15 protein-coding genes and 3 tRNA genes are annotated in these 15542 nt (G+C 70.6%); 8 read left to right on the top strand and 10 right to left on the bottom strand.

From position 1 onward, the window contains the following. Nucleotides 1-23 precede the first annotated feature (23 nt). On the bottom strand, nucleotides 24-1481 hold the full coding sequence (locus tag EHO50_RS03355) for a xylulokinase (protein WP_128428271.1): 1458 nt from the start codon (nucleotides 1479-1481) through the stop codon (nucleotides 24-26). Nucleotides 1482-1644: 163 nt separating this feature from the next. Further along, nucleotides 1645-1953, bottom strand: coding sequence for a YtxH domain-containing protein (locus EHO50_RS03350; protein ID WP_128428270.1), 309 nt, complete (start codon nucleotides 1951-1953; stop codon nucleotides 1645-1647). A gap of 158 nt (nucleotides 1954-2111) precedes the next feature. Between EHO50_RS03350 and EHO50_RS03345 the strand changes: the two genes are divergently transcribed. The 3 genes from EHO50_RS03345 to EHO50_RS03335 all read left to right on the top strand — a co-directional run bounded on the left by EHO50_RS03345 (nucleotide 2112) and on the right by EHO50_RS03335 (nucleotide 2518). Next, nucleotides 2112-2184, top strand: a tRNA-Asn gene (locus tag EHO50_RS03345). A gap of 5 nt (nucleotides 2185-2189) precedes the next feature. After that, nucleotides 2190-2262 (top strand) — tRNA-Asn (locus EHO50_RS03340). A 179-nt stretch (nucleotides 2263-2441) separates the two neighbouring features. Continuing rightward, nucleotides 2442-2518 (top strand) — tRNA-Ile (locus EHO50_RS03335). 298 nt (nucleotides 2519-2816) lie between these two features. Here EHO50_RS03335 and EHO50_RS03330 read toward each other — a convergent pair. Both EHO50_RS03330 and EHO50_RS03325 read right to left on the bottom strand, forming a co-directional pair. Next, nucleotides 2817-3560, bottom strand: a complete 744-nt coding sequence (locus EHO50_RS03330; RefSeq protein ID WP_128428269.1) for a CbtA family protein — start codon at nucleotides 3558-3560, stop codon at nucleotides 2817-2819. 16 nt (nucleotides 3561-3576) lie between these two features. Beyond that, a complete protein-coding gene (locus EHO50_RS03325) occupies nucleotides 3577-3798 on the bottom strand; it encodes a CbtB domain-containing protein (RefSeq protein ID WP_128428268.1) in 222 nt (73 codons plus the stop codon). Nucleotides 3799-4051: 253 nt separating this feature from the next. Here EHO50_RS03325 and EHO50_RS03320 point away from each other — a divergent pair, with 253 nt between their 5' ends. Beyond that, complete coding sequence (locus EHO50_RS03320) at nucleotides 4052-4627, top strand: histidine phosphatase family protein (protein ID WP_128428267.1); 576 nt, start codon at nucleotides 4052-4054, stop codon at nucleotides 4625-4627. Nucleotides 4628-4719: 92 nt separating this feature from the next. Continuing rightward, nucleotides 4720-5070: a hypothetical protein gene (locus EHO50_RS03315; RefSeq protein ID WP_128428266.1), complete on the top strand. Its 351-nt coding sequence runs from the start codon at nucleotides 4720-4722 to the stop codon at nucleotides 5068-5070. A 63-nt stretch (nucleotides 5071-5133) separates the two neighbouring features. Here the strand turns inward: EHO50_RS03315 and EHO50_RS03310 are convergent, their stop codons facing one another. Then, on the bottom strand, nucleotides 5134-7401 hold the full coding sequence (locus EHO50_RS03310; RefSeq protein WP_181449566.1) for a peptidoglycan recognition protein family protein: 2268 nt from the start codon (nucleotides 7399-7401) through the stop codon (nucleotides 5134-5136). Nucleotides 7402-7739: 338 nt separating this feature from the next. Between EHO50_RS03310 and EHO50_RS03305 the strand changes: the two genes are divergently transcribed. The 3 genes from EHO50_RS03305 to EHO50_RS03295 all read left to right on the top strand — a co-directional run bounded on the left by EHO50_RS03305 (nucleotide 7740) and on the right by EHO50_RS03295 (nucleotide 10109). Continuing rightward, nucleotides 7740-8060, top strand: a complete 321-nt coding sequence (locus EHO50_RS03305) for a hypothetical protein (protein ID WP_128428264.1) — start codon at nucleotides 7740-7742, stop codon at nucleotides 8058-8060. A gap of 235 nt (nucleotides 8061-8295) precedes the next feature. Further along, the gene (locus tag EHO50_RS03300; protein ID WP_128428263.1) at nucleotides 8296-9300 is read left to right on the top strand and encodes an esterase/lipase family protein; all 1005 of its coding nucleotides are present in this window, start codon (nucleotides 8296-8298) and stop codon (nucleotides 9298-9300) included. A 107-nt stretch (nucleotides 9301-9407) separates the two neighbouring features. Continuing rightward, a complete protein-coding gene (locus tag EHO50_RS03295) occupies nucleotides 9408-10109 on the top strand; it encodes an SCO4225 family membrane protein (RefSeq protein WP_128428262.1) in 702 nt (233 codons plus the stop codon). A gap of 25 nt (nucleotides 10110-10134) precedes the next feature. On the opposite strand, the gene EHO50_RS03290 is transcribed toward EHO50_RS03295, so the two are convergent. The 5 genes from EHO50_RS03290 to EHO50_RS03270 form a co-directional block, all read right to left on the bottom strand. Continuing rightward, nucleotides 10135-11877: a VanW family protein gene (locus tag EHO50_RS03290; protein WP_128428261.1), complete on the bottom strand. Its 1743-nt coding sequence runs from the start codon at nucleotides 11875-11877 to the stop codon at nucleotides 10135-10137. Nucleotides 11878-12027: 150 nt separating this feature from the next. Further along, nucleotides 12028-12426: a universal stress protein gene (locus EHO50_RS03285; protein WP_128428260.1), complete on the bottom strand. Its 399-nt coding sequence runs from the start codon at nucleotides 12424-12426 to the stop codon at nucleotides 12028-12030. A 17-nt stretch (nucleotides 12427-12443) separates the two neighbouring features. Beyond that, entirely contained in the window at nucleotides 12444-13946 is a 1503-nt protein-coding gene (locus EHO50_RS03280) for a tripartite tricarboxylate transporter permease (protein WP_128428951.1), read from the bottom strand. Nucleotides 13947-13959: 13 nt separating this feature from the next. Then, nucleotides 13960-14511, bottom strand: a complete 552-nt coding sequence (locus tag EHO50_RS03275) for a tripartite tricarboxylate transporter TctB family protein (protein WP_128428259.1) — start codon at nucleotides 14509-14511, stop codon at nucleotides 13960-13962. Next, nucleotides 14508-15470 (bottom strand): Bug family tripartite tricarboxylate transporter substrate binding protein, encoded by a 963-nt coding sequence (locus EHO50_RS03270; protein WP_220096419.1) that lies wholly within the window; start codon nucleotides 15468-15470, stop codon nucleotides 14508-14510. The genes EHO50_RS03275 and EHO50_RS03270 overlap by 4 nt, the downstream gene beginning before the upstream one ends. Nucleotides 15471-15542 lie beyond the last annotated feature (72 nt).

Raw genomic sequence — 15542 nt, 5'->3', positions numbered from 1 at the left:
TCTTACGTTCCGCTACGCCCTCCCTATGACCGGAACGCCCCGGGATGGGTCTGCTCCCGCACCGACACGAACTGCTGCCGCACCGCCTGCCCCACCGCCAGCTCCTCACCCGGCTCCAGGACCTGCGCGGCCGCGCCCTGCCAGACCGGCGGGGTGCGCGGGTCGAGCGTGCCCTGCGACACCCCGAGTGCCCAGGCGGCCTGCCGGGCGGCGCCGATCGCCGCGTAGTCCGCGGGCTGCGGTACGACGACCTGCGCCCCGAACAGCGCGGGCGCCGCCGCCTGCACGGCGGACAGCTCGGCGGCCGCCCCGAGCAGGAAGATCCGCCGCACCTCGACACCCCGGCCGCGCAGCACGTCCAGCGCGTCGGCGAGCCCGCACAGCATGCCCTCGAACGCGGCCCGCGCCAGATGCTCCGGCTTCATCGACTCCCGCCGCAGCCCGGCCAGCGTGCCCGCGGTGTGCGGCAGGCTCGGCGTCCGCTCCCCCTCCAGATAGGGCAGCAGCACGAGCCCGTGCGCCCCCGGCGTCGACTTCATCGCCAGGTCGGACAGGCTCTCCAGATCGGGCATGCCCAGGAGTTCGGCGGCGCCGCGCAGGGTGCGTACGGCGTTCAGGGTGGTGACGACCGGGAGGTGCATGCCGGTCGCGTCGGCCAGGGAGGTGATCATCCCGGAGCTGTCGACGAGCGCCTCGGGGTGGACGGCCATCACGGACCCGGAGGCACCGAGCGAGACGACGGCGTCCCCCAGCCCGATGCCGAGCCCGAACGCGGCGGCCATGGTCTCGCCGGTCCCCGCGGAGATGAGGAGCCCCTCGGGGGTCGTACCCGCCGCGTCCGCCGGCCCGATCACCTCGGGCAGCATCGCCTGGTGGCCGAGCGCCAGCTCGACGAGATCGGAACGGTAGGCGCCGGTGGCCGCGGACCAGTAGCCGGTGCCGGAGGCCCCGCCCCGGTCTGTGGTTCTTCTCACGGGCCGCCCGAGCAGCTGCCACACCAGCCAGTCGTGCGCCTGCATCAGGACAGCGGCGCGTACGGCGTGCTCGGGCTCGGTCTTGGCGAGCCAGCGCAACTTGGTCACCGGCTGCGCGGCCTGCGGCACACACCCCACCGCCTGCGCCCACGCCTCGCGTCCGCCCAGCGCCTCGATCAGATCGGCCGCCGCGACCTGCGCCCGCTTGTCGCCGCCGACCATCGCGGGGCGCACGGTGTTGCCCTGGGCATCGAGCGGGACCACCGCGTTCTGCTGCGCCGACACGCCGATGGCCTGCACACCTTCGAGGAGCCCACCGCCGGCCGCCTCACCGAGGGACAGCAGCCATGCCTGCGGATCGACGTCGGAGGGGCGCGCGCCACCGCCGTCCGGCGAGTCCACCGGATGCGGGGCGTACCCCTGCCTGAGCACGGCGCCCGTGTCCGTGTCGCAGACGACGATGCGAGTGAAATCGGGCGAACTGTCCAACCCGGCGACTATCCCCATGGCCCAAATTGTGCCGTAGCGCTGCGCTTGCTTGGGCCGTGGGCGCCGTAGGGGTGCGTGCGGTTTTTCGGGTGCGGGTTGTGTGGGGCCGGTCGCGCCCACGCGGCGGAGCCGCATGTCGGTACAGCCCCGCGCCCCTTGGCGGCGTTGCAGACCACCTGCGTCAAGTGTTGCTGGTGCCCCAGTCGTCCTCGGCGCCGCCGTTGTGGGCGCTGCGCTCTCGCAGGGAGCGGACTCGTTGGGCCACCGACTCGGGGACTCGGTCGCCCACCTTCTCGCTGACCGTGTGGTAGGCCACGCCCGCGAAGTGGCGGCCCTGCTGTGCTGCCGACTCCGCGGTGTTGCGGACGGCGGGGTTCTGCGCGACCTGGCGCGCGGACTTCTTCAGCTGCTCGTAGCGCTCGCGTCCGGCGCGTGTGCCGAGCACGTAACCTACGGCGACTCCGATCACGAACGTGAGCCGGTAGCGCATGGCGGCCACCCTTCCCTTACCTAGGTCCCTGGTGCGGCGTCGGCGCCGGGGGGAACCGATTGGCGGAGCACCCCCCTGCTTGCGCTAATGTATGTGTCGCAGCGAGCGCACGCCCCCTGGCGAATACCCAGGTAGGTACGTTCGATGCAACGAGGCATTCCTCCGTAGCTCAATTGGCAGAGCAGCCGGCTGTTAACCGGCAGGTTACTGGTTCGAGTCCAGTCGGGGGAGCTCGGTCCTCCGTAGCTCAATTGGCAGAGCAGCCGGCTGTTAACCGGCAGGTTACTGGTTCGAGTCCAGTCGGGGGAGCATGTTGAACGAGGACCCCGTTGGGGTCCTTTTTCACGTCCGCCCTCGATTCCTGGGAACCGTGCAGGTCGAGGCGGAGTCCTTCAGGGCATGCGAAGTCGACCATACGAAGCAGGAGATCGTATGAGCGGCTATGCTGCGGCAGACGGCGCGCACACATGTACGCGACACGCCGCTATGGGGCGGTAGCTCAGCCGGTTAGAGCAGCGGACTCATAATCCGTCGGCTGTGGGTTCGAGTCCCACCCGCCCCACCAGTGGTCATCTATGCAGAAACGTTCTTACCCGCGGAAACGCGGCTGGGACCGAACTTTCCAAGGTCTACGGACAGGGGTCGGCCTCTGCGGCCGACTGCACCCCACCCGGGCGGGCGCGGGTGGAGCCCTGTTGCCGGCTGGTGGGGCCGGCGGGCCGCTCCTCGTAATGGGGATACAGAGCGGGCTCGCCTGATCGCCCCCACAGGAATGACGGCGCTGCACGTCGGCATCGCGGGCAGGGAAACGGCAGGACCCGCCGGGCGCGCCCCCGGCGGGTCCTGTCGCAGTGTGTGGCGGATCAGGCCACCGGCGCCGGCGCCCGATGGGGCACCGGGCTGGGGGCGAGGACGCGCTCGGCGAGGTATCCGAAGAGCAGCCCGAAGCCGACCCACAGCACCGCTTGGATGCCGATCGACGCGAGCCGGAACTCCCACAGGTCCGAGGCCGGGAACCCCTTGGGGATGTTGTCCCCGGAGGGCAGGAACACCACGGCCACAGTCACTGCTGCCGCGAAGGCGAGGGCGGCGGTGACGGAGGCGTTCCAGTTGCCCCAGCGGGGTGCCAGGCGGCGGCCGAGCATGGTCGCCGCGATGCCCAGCAGCACACTGAGCACGATCATCAGGAAGAACAGCGCGGTGCGCTGACCGATGGTGTCCGGGTTGCCCACCGCGGGCGGGCTCGCCGGGTACTTCAGCATCGGCACCAGATACATGAGGAGGAACGCGGCCAGCGCGGTCAGCGCCGCGGTGGCCCTGGGTGAGAACCGGCCGACTCGCCCCAGAGCGAAGCAGAAGGCGAGCGCGGCGATCCCGCCGACCGCGATGCCGAAGATCAGCATGCCGGTGGCCAGACCGGCGGTCGACTGTACGGACCGGCTGACCAATTCCTCACCGTGTTCGTGGGAGTTGGCCGACTCGAAAGCGATCGCCGCGTCGACCGGCCCTTCGCCGACGAGGTAGGCGAAGAGCAGAGCCGGGACGGCTGCGATCAGCCCGGCGAGCATGCCACGCACGAGCAGGGTGCGCACTATGGCGGAATTCATCGGTGTCCCGCCCGCCTCAGTGGCAGGGGAAGCCGAGCAGGTGGCGTGCGTCGTGCACCCACTCGTGCACGCCCTCGCCGGAGAGTACGGAGGTGGCGCCCTGCTCGGCGCCGACGAAGTACAGCAGGACCAGCATCAGGACACCGAAGAACACTGCCCAGGGGGCGAGCGCCTTCAGCGGCAGGGGTGCGACGGCAGGCTGGGTGGTGGGGGCAGGGGCGGCAGTGGACTGCGCCATGGCGAGACCTCCTCGGGAACAACGCGTCCCGCGATCGTGTGGAGCACTCGACGACGGCGTTGGGTCTGACTCACCACCGCCTCCTGGTGGAGGGGTGGCACACAGTGGCGCGACCGTGCCGGATTTGCACCGGACTTCCGTCTCGCCGTCGTCCTTGTCGTTCGAGATGGTAGGGGCAAGATAAGGATCGGCCAACATGGCGTGTGCCACCTACGATGAGCCGACCGTGGTGAGAATCAGCGAAGGGGCTCGCATGACCGTCCGGCTCACGCTGGTGTGCGCCGCCGCTGCCGTGGGGCGCGAGGTGCGCTTCGGAGACGTGGCGCTCGACGAGCGGGCGCTGCGGCGGGCGCGTGCCGCCGCCGGATCCCTGGAGACGACGACGGGCACGCCGTACGCCGCGCCCTCGCAGCGGTGCCGGCAGACCGCGCAGGCCCTGGGGTGGGACGAAGTCGCCGTCGAACCGGCGCTGCGGGACCTGGAGATGGGCCGTTGGCAGGGGCGGACTCTCGAAGAGGTGGCGGGTGAGGACCCCGCCGCTCTGACAGCTTGGATGACGGACCCGGAGGCGGCTCCGCACGGCGGTGAGTCGGTGGGTGAGCTGTGCCGTCGGGTGGCCGCCTGGATGGACGCGTTGCCGGACGATGCCGGGCGCGTGCTGGCTGTGGTCGATCAGGCGGTGGCCCGTGCCGCGGTGCTTTCTGTTCTGGCAGCGCCTGCTGAGTCCTTCTGGCGCGTCGATGTCCCTCCGCTGGCCAAGTTCGAGTGCACGGGCCGGGCGGGACGGTGGAACTTGCGGTTGGGGCACACCTCGCCGACGAACGGCTAGCCGCCCAACACGTTGTGCGGTTGGACGCGAACGGGCTGTGAGGGCGCCTCCGTTCGGCCACATTGGCTGGGACGACGTCCGGGAGGAACAGCGTGGACAAGCAGGAGCGCCAGTGGGTGATCGCCGAAGTTCAGGCCGAACGGGAGCGGTTGCTGCCGCTGCGCGAAGAGGCGACGCGGACCACGATCGAGCTGGTGAGGAAGAGCGGGGGACAGGTCTCGGAACCCGACCTCGTGCCCTATCTCAACTTGGCCTACCTGCTCGGGGTCAAGCGTGGTCGTGGTGAGGACGAGCTGATGGCCTTCGCGCTGTCGTTGGCGAACTGGGCCGTCGCGGCGGTCGCCGACCTTGCGAAGTACAGCGACCAGACCGTGGAGCAGGTCGTCGACATGTACGAGACCGCGCTGATGGCCGCCGCGGAAGTCGGCGAGGAGCCGACCTGACCCGCCCGCAGGCACCGCGCCGTCGCTGTGACCGGCGCGGTGCCGCCCTTGCGGGGTGGGGCGTTACTTGAGGTGGACGAGGCCGTCGGTGGTGATGGTGGGTCGGCCGGTGGTGCCCACCACGACGATCTTGACGGTGTGCTTGGCGCTGCTCGACCACGTCTTGGTCCAGATCGCCTGCCGGTACAGCGTGGTGGACGACTTCAGGTCGACGGTCGACACCTTGACGCCGTCGACGTAGACGTATGCCTGGCCGGAGCTGGAGGCGCGGGAGACCACCCAGGCGGCGGAGCGGCCGGTGAAGGTCCAGGTGAGACTGGCGCCCTTGGAGCCGCTGGAGTACGACTTGCCGCCGAGGTAGCTGGTGGACGAACGGGCCGTCCAGCTGCCGGTCTTGACCGCGGAGCTCTCCTGGAGGATCACCGGCGTGTAGGAGGGGGAGGACGTGAGGTAGTTGCCGGCGTAGTCGTACGCCCGCATCGACCAGGTGGTCGCAGTACCGGACTTCGCGGTCTTGGCGGCGCTGGTGGTGGTCGGGCCGTAGGTGGCCGTGGTGGGGGCGAGCAGCTTCACGGAGCTCAGTGCGGCGTTGTCGGCGGCCTGCCAGCCGAGGGTGACCGGGACGGCGGTGGTGTCGACGGTGCCGGTGCGCAGGGAGAGCTTCGGGGCGGTGGTGAAGGTCGGCGCGGTCGTCTCCGCGACAACCTTCACTGCGGCGGTCGTCACCGTCTTGCCGGACTGGTGCACGGCCCGCACCGCGACGGTGTGGCTGCCCAGGGCCAGAGTGGTGTTCGCGGAGGTGGCGGAGCCGGACGTGGTGGCCACCGTGTTGCCGTCGACCAGCAGTTGGAAGTTCTTGATGAGCGAGGCCGGTGTGGTGGCCGTCCAGCGCACGGTGATGGCGCCCTTGGTGTAGTACGTCGAGCTCGAAAGGCCTGCGCCGGCGAGCGAGGTGACCTTCAGGCCCTGCACCGGGCCGGCCGCCAAGGTGCGGATGGTCGGCAGTTGGGCGTAGAGGGAGTTGCCGGGGCACTCGGTGTTGTAGCCGTCGCGGTGGCCGGAGATCCGGTTGAAGGTGTACTTGGTGCCCGCGGTGTAGCTGGTGCCGGAGTAGTTCTTCTGGGTCGCGCCCGCGGTGAGTTGCACGGTCCCGGCCGGGTCGGCGCCGTACTGTCCGAGCTTCCAGGCGGCTACGCGGGCGACCGAGGTCAGCGCGGCGTTGGAGGCGCTGGTGGACGTGTAGTCACCGAGCACCGCGATGCCTGCGGACTCGCGGTTCCAGCCGTAGGTGTGGGCGCCGAGCACCGGCAGGTCGATGCCGCCCTTGCGGCCCTCGAAGACGGTGCCGCACTTGTCGACCAGGAAGTTGTAGCCGACGTCGTTCCAGCCGTTGACCTGGGTGTGGTACGCGTAGATGCCCCGCACGACCGATGCCGAGTCGGCGCAGGAGTAGTCGTTGCTGCCGGTGGTGTGGTGGACGAACACGGCCTTCACGTCGGCGTTGTACTCCGACGGATCCGGGCTGAGCGACTCGTCCGCACCCCAGTCGGCGCGCGAGGTGACCGGCGGCTGCGGCACCGTGGACGGCGGCGCGGAGGGCGTGGTGGCCGACGGGCTCGCGGACGCGCTGGGCGAAGTCGAGGGGGTCGAGGAGGGGGACGCGGAAGCCGAGTCGCTCGGCGTCGGCGTGGCGGAGGTCTGAGCGTCCGTCGGTGTGGCGGTGGTGACGTCTGTCGGTGTCGCTGCGTCGGTGGGCACGTCGGTGGGAGCGCTGGTCGTGGCTCCGGGGGTCTCCTCGGCGACGAAGGCGGCCGGCTCCGCCTCGGCGCCCTCGGTCCTGGTCTCGGCGTCGGTCACCACGCCCGGGTCGACCAGATTGACCTCGAGCCCGTTGGGCAGTGCACCGGTGCTGCCGTCCTCGCGGACGACCTGGACCTGAATGCCGTCGGAGGGACCGACCCACAGCGGCTCGGACGCGCCGCGCACGCCAGGCTCGGGCTTCTCCAGCGGGTCGACGTTCACTTCCAGGTCCTGCCAGGCACTCCACTCGCCGGTCTCGCGGCCGCGGGTGCGCACCTGCACCGTGCCGTCGAGCGGCTTGGTGGCGCCCGTCCACGAGACGCCGAGCATCGAGAACTGCTCGGTGCCCGTGCGCGGCAGCTCCCGCCGATCGCTGCGGGTGCCCTTCAGCGCGAGGTCGTAGACCTTCACCGGCCGCTTGGCCCGGGCCCCCGTGCCCGAATCGGCGGACGGACTGGCCACGGCGTAGGTCACCACGCCCCCGCCCCCCAGGACCACCGCACCCAGCGTCAACCACGCCCGCCGCTTCAGACTCAACGGTCTGTACGCGCGCGTCCCACGACGACTCACGTCGAACCCACCCCAGTTAGAAGGCCGTAGAAGGCCACAGAAAAAATGGTCACAAGAGGCACACCAGTCACAGCGGTGGCCCAACGTTTCCAGCGCGCCTTGGTCGACGAACATCACAGGGAAGCGAGCTGTTGTGATGCGTATCACTGGGGCATGGGCGACTGGGGCCGGTGTGCTGATCTTGGCGGTCGCCGACCACGCGATGGCCGTCCGCGGGGAGCTGACTCCGGCGTGGGGCGGCTTCCTGCTCGCCTGGGAGCCCCGGGCCGGGATGGGACGCGAGCCCGCGGTGGGGCCGTGTGGGGCCGGCCGGGTTGCTCGGCTTCCTGGCCGGTCCGATCACCGTGATCGTCGCCGCCCCCGGCCTGATCGGTGAGGCCAGAGGCTCCTCTCTGGCCCGCTGCCCCGACGGCACCGCGATGATGGTCGACACACCGCGCTGGAGCCCCTCGCCGGCCGCCCGCTACGCCGACCGGGTGCGCCTCGAGTGGCTGCTGCCGGGCCGTGGCGGCCGCCAACGCCTGGCCCGGGAACTCGGGCCCCGCCCCATCGACTTCAGCACGATTCGCTGGTGCGTGCCGATCGTGCCGAGGTCTCGATGTGTCTCAACTGCCAGCTGAAGCAACGGCGTTGGAGAGGGGGGCGCGGTTCGTCGTCCAGGCCAGGTCCGTACCGGGCCTCGATCGGCCGCACAACCCCGAGCCCTGGTACCGCGTGGTCTGGACGGATGAAAACGGTCTGCTCCATCAGGGTTGCCGCGAGCGGCTGTTGAGCACCGGGGGGATCCGCTCCTCGATGATCTTCGCGTCGGCGCTCGGCCGGCAGCCGAGCGGCTTTGAGGCGAGGAGTGGCCCGATGGCGGACCGGAATGTTTCCCGGGGACGGTCGAACCGGCGGCGCGGCAGGTGGGCCGCGGTCTGTGCGGGGCTCGGCCTGTCGATCACCGTGGGGCTTCAGGGCGTGGCCGCCGCATCCGGCCCACCCTTGCCTCCGCGGCCGCAGGGGCGGGCCCTCGACATCCCGGCCGCGTTGGCCGGGGGGCTCCTCCACCCGGACACGCCGCCCGCCGGGGCCAACGACTGGAGTTGCCGGCCCACGCGCAAGCACCCGCGCCCGGTCGTACTGCTGCACGGTTCCGCAGCCAACGCCTACAACAACTGGAGCATGCTGTCCCCGTGGCTGAAGCAGCAGGGGTACTGCGTCTTCGCCCCCAACTACGGCGGCAAGCCGGGCAGTCCGTTCCAGGCCACCGGGCCCATCGCGGAATCCGCCCGGCAGATCGCCGGTTACGTCGACCGCGTACGGAAGGCCACCGGCGCCCGCCAGGTCGACCTCGTCGGGCACTCCCAGGGAGGCGGTCCGGCGCCCCGCTGGTATCTGCGGTTCGAGGGCGGCACGGATCCCGCGCATCCGCGGCGCAACAAGGTGCACAGTCTCATCGCCCTGGCTCCGTCCAACCACGGCGGGAACATCTCCGGGATCGGCACCCTGACCACCAAGCTGGGTCTCAACCCGACCATGTCCGCCCTGGTCGGACAGGCATGGTCGGACCAGATGGTCGGCTCCGAGATGAACAGGAAGCTGGACCGGGACGGGGACACACAGCCCGGGGTCGACTACACCGTCATCGCCACCCGGTACGACGAGTTCGCCACCCCGTACCAGAACAACTTCCTGACCGCCGGGCCGGGCGCGACCGTCCGGAACATCCTGATCCAGGAGATCTGCCCGCAGGACTTCTCCGACCACCTGTCGCTCGCGTACGACACCAACGCCGCCCAGCTGGTGAGCAACGCCCTCGACCCCGCTCACGCACAGCCCGTCCGCTGCAGTCTCGCCCTGCCCGTACTCGGCGGCTGAAGTAGGTCCCGCGCCGCCCTGCCGATGAGTACCTGTACTCATGCCTGAGCGAGCCCTCCGGTCCACCTTGGTGAACAACCGATCCGGACCGATCCGAGGGACCTCCGATGCCGAATGCCTCCCGCCCGCACCGCCTCCCGCGGCTGCGCCGGCTCCTTGCGCTCGCCACGGACAACTGGCTCGCCCGGGGCTATCTGGCTGTCGTCGCCGTCGGTGTCCTGGTCATGGTCGTCTCCCCGGACAGCGGCTTCGCCCAGAGCCCGATGATGCTCACGGCGCCCCTCTCCTTCGCGCCGGTGGTCTTCCCCTTCGGGCCCGGTACCGAGGGCGGTGGGGCGGTCGAGGTGTTCGCCGTCGGCTTCTGGGCCGTATGGCTGCTCGTGTGCGCTCTCGTGAACGCCGCCGTGGTCGGTGCCCTCGTCACGAGGTCCGCGTCCGCCGCAACGGAGGGGGCGGGTGCCGCGCGGCCCCGCCCGCGGGGGGTGCGGGATCTGCTGGCGCCCGCGGTGGACAACTGGCTCGCGCGCGGGTACCTCGCCGTGGTCGCGGCGTCGCTGGGGTTCTTCCTGTGGGCTGCTTACCTGTCGCCGGACCCGGGGTTCGCCGGGATCTGGCCGCTCATGGCGACGGCGCCGTTCAGCTTCTTCGCCGTGCTGGTGGCGGGACCCGCCGAGTGGGTCTCCTCGCTCGCCTGGCTGAGCCCGCTGCTGTTCTCCGCCGTCGCGGCCCTGGCCGGGCTGTTCAACGCCGTACTGCTCGGCCGGCTCGCGCACCGGCTGCGGGCGCGGGAGATGCGCCCGGCCGTCTGACGGACACGGACGGGCGGCCCGTACGTCACTCGCAGACGATCTCGTCCCGCGGCGTGTAGTGGGTGCGGAACGGCTCGCGCTTCACTTCGCGGCCGTCGGAGTGGAAGACCCGCTCCACGATGACGTCGAAGCCCTCGAGCGGGGTCTGCGGCACGCACTTCTTGTCGGTGCTCACCTTCTTCTCCGGCTCCTTCACGTTCTCGCGCGGTCCTGTGACCGACTCGATCTCGTCGTACTTCCGGGTGCCGAGGAAGGTGATGGTCACCGAGGTGTCGGTGGCCTCGGCCTGGATGTAGATGGCGTTGCCGGAGTCGTTGTTGAACCGCAGGTCCAGGCTGCCCCAGGCGACCGTCGCCTCGCGGCCCTCCGGGTAGCGCTCGATGTAGAACGAGTGGGCGCCGTGCTCGACGGGCTTGACCCCGGCGAAGAAGATCGCGTTGAACATGGTCGTGGCCACGGCCGAGACACCGCCGCCGGGTGCCTTCGTGAACTCGTCGTTGAGGATCATGATGCCCTCGACGAAACCGTTGGCCTCGGTGCGCTCGCCGACGGTCTTGTTGAAGCTCCAGGTCTGGTTCGGCATGACGACGGAGCCGTTGATCAGTTCCGCGGCCCGGCCGATGTTCTTCGTGCGGTACGGCGCCGGTTCGAAGTTGACCGTGAAGGAGGACATCTTCTCCGTCAGGCCGAGCCGCTCGGCGTTCTCGGCGGTCACCTGCGGCTGGGTCACGCGCGCGGCCACCTCGCCGGTGCGGGCGGTGATGCCCGACTTGGTGAGCAGCGGCAGCACGGCCTTGCCCAGCGCCTTGTCGGTGACCTGTACTCCGGGCCTGGCGTCGTCGGACGCCACGACCTCGTCGCCGTCGAGGCCCAGCGTGGCGTTGTGGGGCTCGGCGGGCAGGTCGGACAGGGGCCCGGCCACCTCGGGGGCGGCGCGCAGGCCCTTGGCGTCCAACTGCGGGGTCAGCTTGCCGGCGTCGTCCGGCCGCATCGTCAGGTACTCGCCGAGGACGTCCGGGTCGATCGTGAACCGCTCGCCGGCCGCGGCGAGCCTGACCGGCGCCGACATGGCAGGCTGCGCGAACTCGCGCACCGCCCGTCGCACCTCCGCCGCCGTGACCTCGGGTTTCGTCTCACGGGCGGGCAGGGCGGTGACGGAGTCGGCCTTGCCGCTGAGGAAGGCGGTACGCAGGGGGTCGACCGAGGCGTCCGTGTCCAGCGCGTAGCCGTTGTGCGGGGCGACCTGCCGGACCTCGCCGTCCGCGAAGGTGACGGCGCCGTCGCGGACCTTCTGGTCGAGCGACTTCGCCAGCTTTCCGAGGGCGGCGTGGGCCTTGTCCTCGTCGACGCCTACGACCGGCTCGACGGTGCCGCCCGAGCGGAAGAGGCCGCCGATCACGGTGAACGGGTTGGCATCGTCGGCGCGGGCCGCGCGGTCCACCGTCTCCTCGTAGTCGAAGGTGATGCCCACCTGCCGCGGATCGACCGTGCCCTTGCGGTCACCGACCGTCACGGTCAGCTCCCGCGATCCGGCCGGGCCCAGCCGGTCCTCCAGCTTGCGGACGGCCTCCGCCCGGCTCAGGCCCCCGATGTCGACCCCGCGCACCGTCGTACCGGCGTCTATGTCCCCGCCCGCGAGCAGCAGCCCGGCGACGTACAGGCCGCCGATGCCGACGGTCAGCGCGCCGCCGGCCAGGGCGAGGGGCGGAAGGGAGGCGATGCGGGGAGCTGAGGGGGGTCGCGGGACGGAGGGGACGCGCAGGCGCATGGGTCTCCCGGGCGGATGGTCGGCTGGGACGGTGCGTCCGATGACGCGTCGCTGTGCGCGAGGCAAGCACATCCAGCTAGCCATAATCGGGCGAAAACGTAAATGTCGCAGCCCACGTATGTTTCACATCACGCGCCCGGCCATTTCAGATCACGCGCCCGGCGCCTTCACCGCCAGTACCGGGCAGCCCACGCCCAGCAGGATCTGCTGCGCCGCCGAGCCCATGATCAGCTTGCCGACCGCGCTGCGCCGGCGCAGGCCGATCACCACCAGGGACACCTCCGTCTTCTCCGCCAGGTCGATGATCTCCTCGGCGGCGTCGCGGGCGCCGAGGACCTGGCGGAGGTCGAAGTCGATGCCCAGTGCCGCGAGGTCCTCGCGTACGTGGCTCAGGTCGGGCTCCTGGGCGAAGTGGGGGTCGACATAGGCGTCGCCCCGGGTGGTGTTCACCACCAGCAGCTTCTCGCCGCGGCGACGGGCCTCGTCGATGCCCGCGCGCAGGGCCGCCTCGCCCTCGGGGGAGGGGACGTAGCCGACCAGGATGGTCATCTCGATCTCCAGATCTCTCAGGCGGCGCTTCGCGCGCGCAGGGGACGTACGACGAACCGGCCGATCAGCGGCCACACCAGGACCAGCACGATCACCGCGTAGACCGTGTACGACACCGGGCCGCCCACCAGGCCCGACAGCTCGCCGCCGGAGAGCTGGAGGGAGCGTCGGCCCTGCAACTCCGCGCGCGGGCCCAGGATCACACCGACGATCAGCGGCAGGACCGGCAGTCCGAAGCGTCGCATGGCGAAGCCGAGAAGGCCCAGGGTGAGGAGGATGAACAGGTCCAGCGGCTGGGCGTTGACGGCGTAGGCGCCCATCGAGGCGAAGAACAGGATGCCCGCGTAGAGGTACGGGCGCGGGATCTGCAGCAGCTTCGCCCACGCCGGGGCCAGGGGGAGGTTCAGGAGCAACAGCAGCAGGTTGCCGATGAAGAGGCTCGCGATCAGGACCCAGACCAGGCTCGCCTCGCGCTCGAAGAGCAGGGGGCCGGGCTGGATGCCGTACGACTGGAAGGCCGCCAGCATCACCGCCGCGGTGGCGTTGGTCGGGAGGCCGATCGCCAGCATCGGGACGAGGGTGCCCGCCGCCGACGCGTTGTTCGCGGCCTCCGGGCCCGCCACGCCCTCGATCGCGCCCTTGCCGAAGTCCTCGGGGTGCTTGGTGAGCCGCTTCTCCGTGGCGTACGACAGGAAGGTCGGGATCTCCGCGCCGCCGGCCGGCAGCGCGCCGAACGGGAAGCCGAACGCCGTGCCGCGCAGCCAGGGCTTCCAGGACCGCTTCCAGTCCTTCTTGCCCATCCACGGGCGGCCGACCGGGATCACCTCGGCCGGTTTGCGCCGCAGATGTGCGGCCACCCACAGCGCCTCGCCGACCGCGAAGATGCCGACCGCGACCACGACGACGTCGATCCCGTCGGCCAACTGCGGTATGCCCAGGGTCAGTCGCTGCTGGCCCGACACCGAGTCGATGCCGACCAGGCCGATCGTCAGGCCGAGGAGCAGGGATATGAAGCCCCGGATGCGGGACGAGCCCAGCACCGACGTCACGGCTATGAACGCCAGCAGCATCAGCGCGAAGTAGTCGGGGGCGCCCAGGCTGACCGCGAAGTCGACCACGAACGGGGTGATCAGGACCAGCAGCAGGGTGCCGATGGTGCCCGCCACGAAGGAGCCGATCGCCGCCGTGGCCAGGGCCTGCGCCGCCCGGCCCGCCTTCGCCATCTTGTTGCCCTCGATGGCCGTGACGACGGACGAGGACTCGCCCGGGGTGTTCAGGAGGATCGAGGTCGTCGAGCCGCCGTACATGCCGCCGTAGAAGATGCCGGCGAACATGATGAACGCCTGCACCGGCTCCATGCCGTACGTCACCGGCAGCAGCAGGGCCACCGTCATCGCCGGGCCGATGCCCGGCAGGACGCCCACCGCGGTGCCGATGACGACGCCGACCAGGGCGAGCAGCAGGTTCAGCGGGGCCATGACGTCCGCGAAGCCCTGCATCAGGTTGTTCAGGTTGTCCATCACGGGCCAGGCCTCACAGGATTCCTTGCAGGACACCGGCGGGGAGGTTCACGCCGAGGCCGATCGCGAACGCGTAGAACGTCGTCAGGGAGAGCGTCACCGCGATCAGGAGGTTGCGGAAGTAGTGGCGGTTGCCGAGGGCGAACGCCGTGCCCCAGAAGAGCAGGGAGCCGCTGATCACCCAGCCGAGCCGCTCGATGAGCAGGGCGTTCGCCAGGAACACCGCGATCAGCAGCAGTACGGTGCGCCAGTCGCTGCCGCTCGACAGGTCGACGTCCTCGCCGGCCTCCGGCTCACCGCGGCCGCCCCGGGCCACGTCGACGGCGTACAGCACGGCGAGCAGCACCAGGAGCGCGCCCAGGATCAGCGGGACCGCGCGCGGGCCGACCGGGTCGGTGCCGCTGGTGATGTGCGGGATGCCGAGGGCGTCCACGATCACCGCGGTGCCCAGCAGGGCGAGGAACACGCACACGCCGTACTGCGCGCGGTCCCCGCCCTCCCGGGGCGGACGGGAGTCCTCCACGGTCCGTTCGTCCTTCACTTCTTCGTTCGCTTCGGAGCTCATGCCAGCCCGAGCTCGGCCAGCAGGTCGGCGACCGCCTTGTCCTGCTCGGTCAGGTAGCTGCCGAACTCGTCACCGGTGGCGAAGGCGTCGACCCAGCCGTTCTTCTCCAGCTGCGCCTTCCACTCGTCCGAGGCGTGCATCTTGGTCAGCGAGTCGATCCAGGTCTGCTTCTGGTCGTCGGTGATGCCGGGAGGGGCCACGATGCCGCGCCAGTTGGTGAAGACCAGGTCGATGCCGGAGTCCTTGAGGGTCGGGGCTTCCTTCAGCGCGTCGATCGGCTTCTCGCTCGTCACCGCGAGGACACGCACCTGACCGGCCTCGATCTGGTCGAGGAACTCGCCGAAACCGCTCGCGCCGAAGGCGATCTTGCTGCCGAGGATGGCCGGCAGCAGCTCGCCGCCGCCGTCGTACGAGACGTAGTTGACGTCCTTCGGCTTGATACCGACGGCCTTCGCCAGCTGCATCGGCAGGAGGTGGTCGGGGCCGCCCGGCGAGGAGCCGCCGCCCACGGCGAGCTTCTTGGGGTCCTTCTTCCAGGCGGTGACCAGGTCGTCCATCGTCTTGTAGGGCGAGTCCTTCGGCACGACGATCGCGCCGGCCTCCTCGATCAGCTTGGCGATCGGCGTGGTGTCGGTCAGGGTCGCCTCGGACTTGGAGGTGTACGAGGCTCCGACGACACCCAGGCCCATCTGCATGGCCAGCTTGCCGTTGCCCTTCTCGTTCACCAGGCGCTGCAGGCCCACGGTGCCGCTGGCGCCGGGCAGGTTGAAGACCTGGACGCCGGAGGCGACCTTGGTGTCCTGCATGACCTGGGTGACGGTGCGGGCGGTGAGGTCGTAACCGCTGCCCGGGGTGTTGGGGACCATGAGGCGCAGGCCCGTCACGGGCTTCCCGTCCCCGCCTCCGCTCCCGGACTCGTCCTTGTCGGCGGTGGCACCACATGCGCTGACCGCGAGCATGGACGCGGCGGCAAGAGCTCCGACAAGTGCGGCTCGTCGAGTTCTCATGGCTCATCTCTTTCGCTTGGGCCG

The sequence above is a fragment of the Streptomyces cyaneus genome (genome assembly GCF_004028635.1).
GTDB classification, from domain to species: domain Bacteria; phylum Actinomycetota; class Actinomycetes; order Streptomycetales; family Streptomycetaceae; genus Streptomyces; species Streptomyces cyaneus.
The sequence above is the reverse complement of the archived record's forward strand: the minus strand, read 5'-3'. Positions and strand labels throughout refer to the sequence as shown.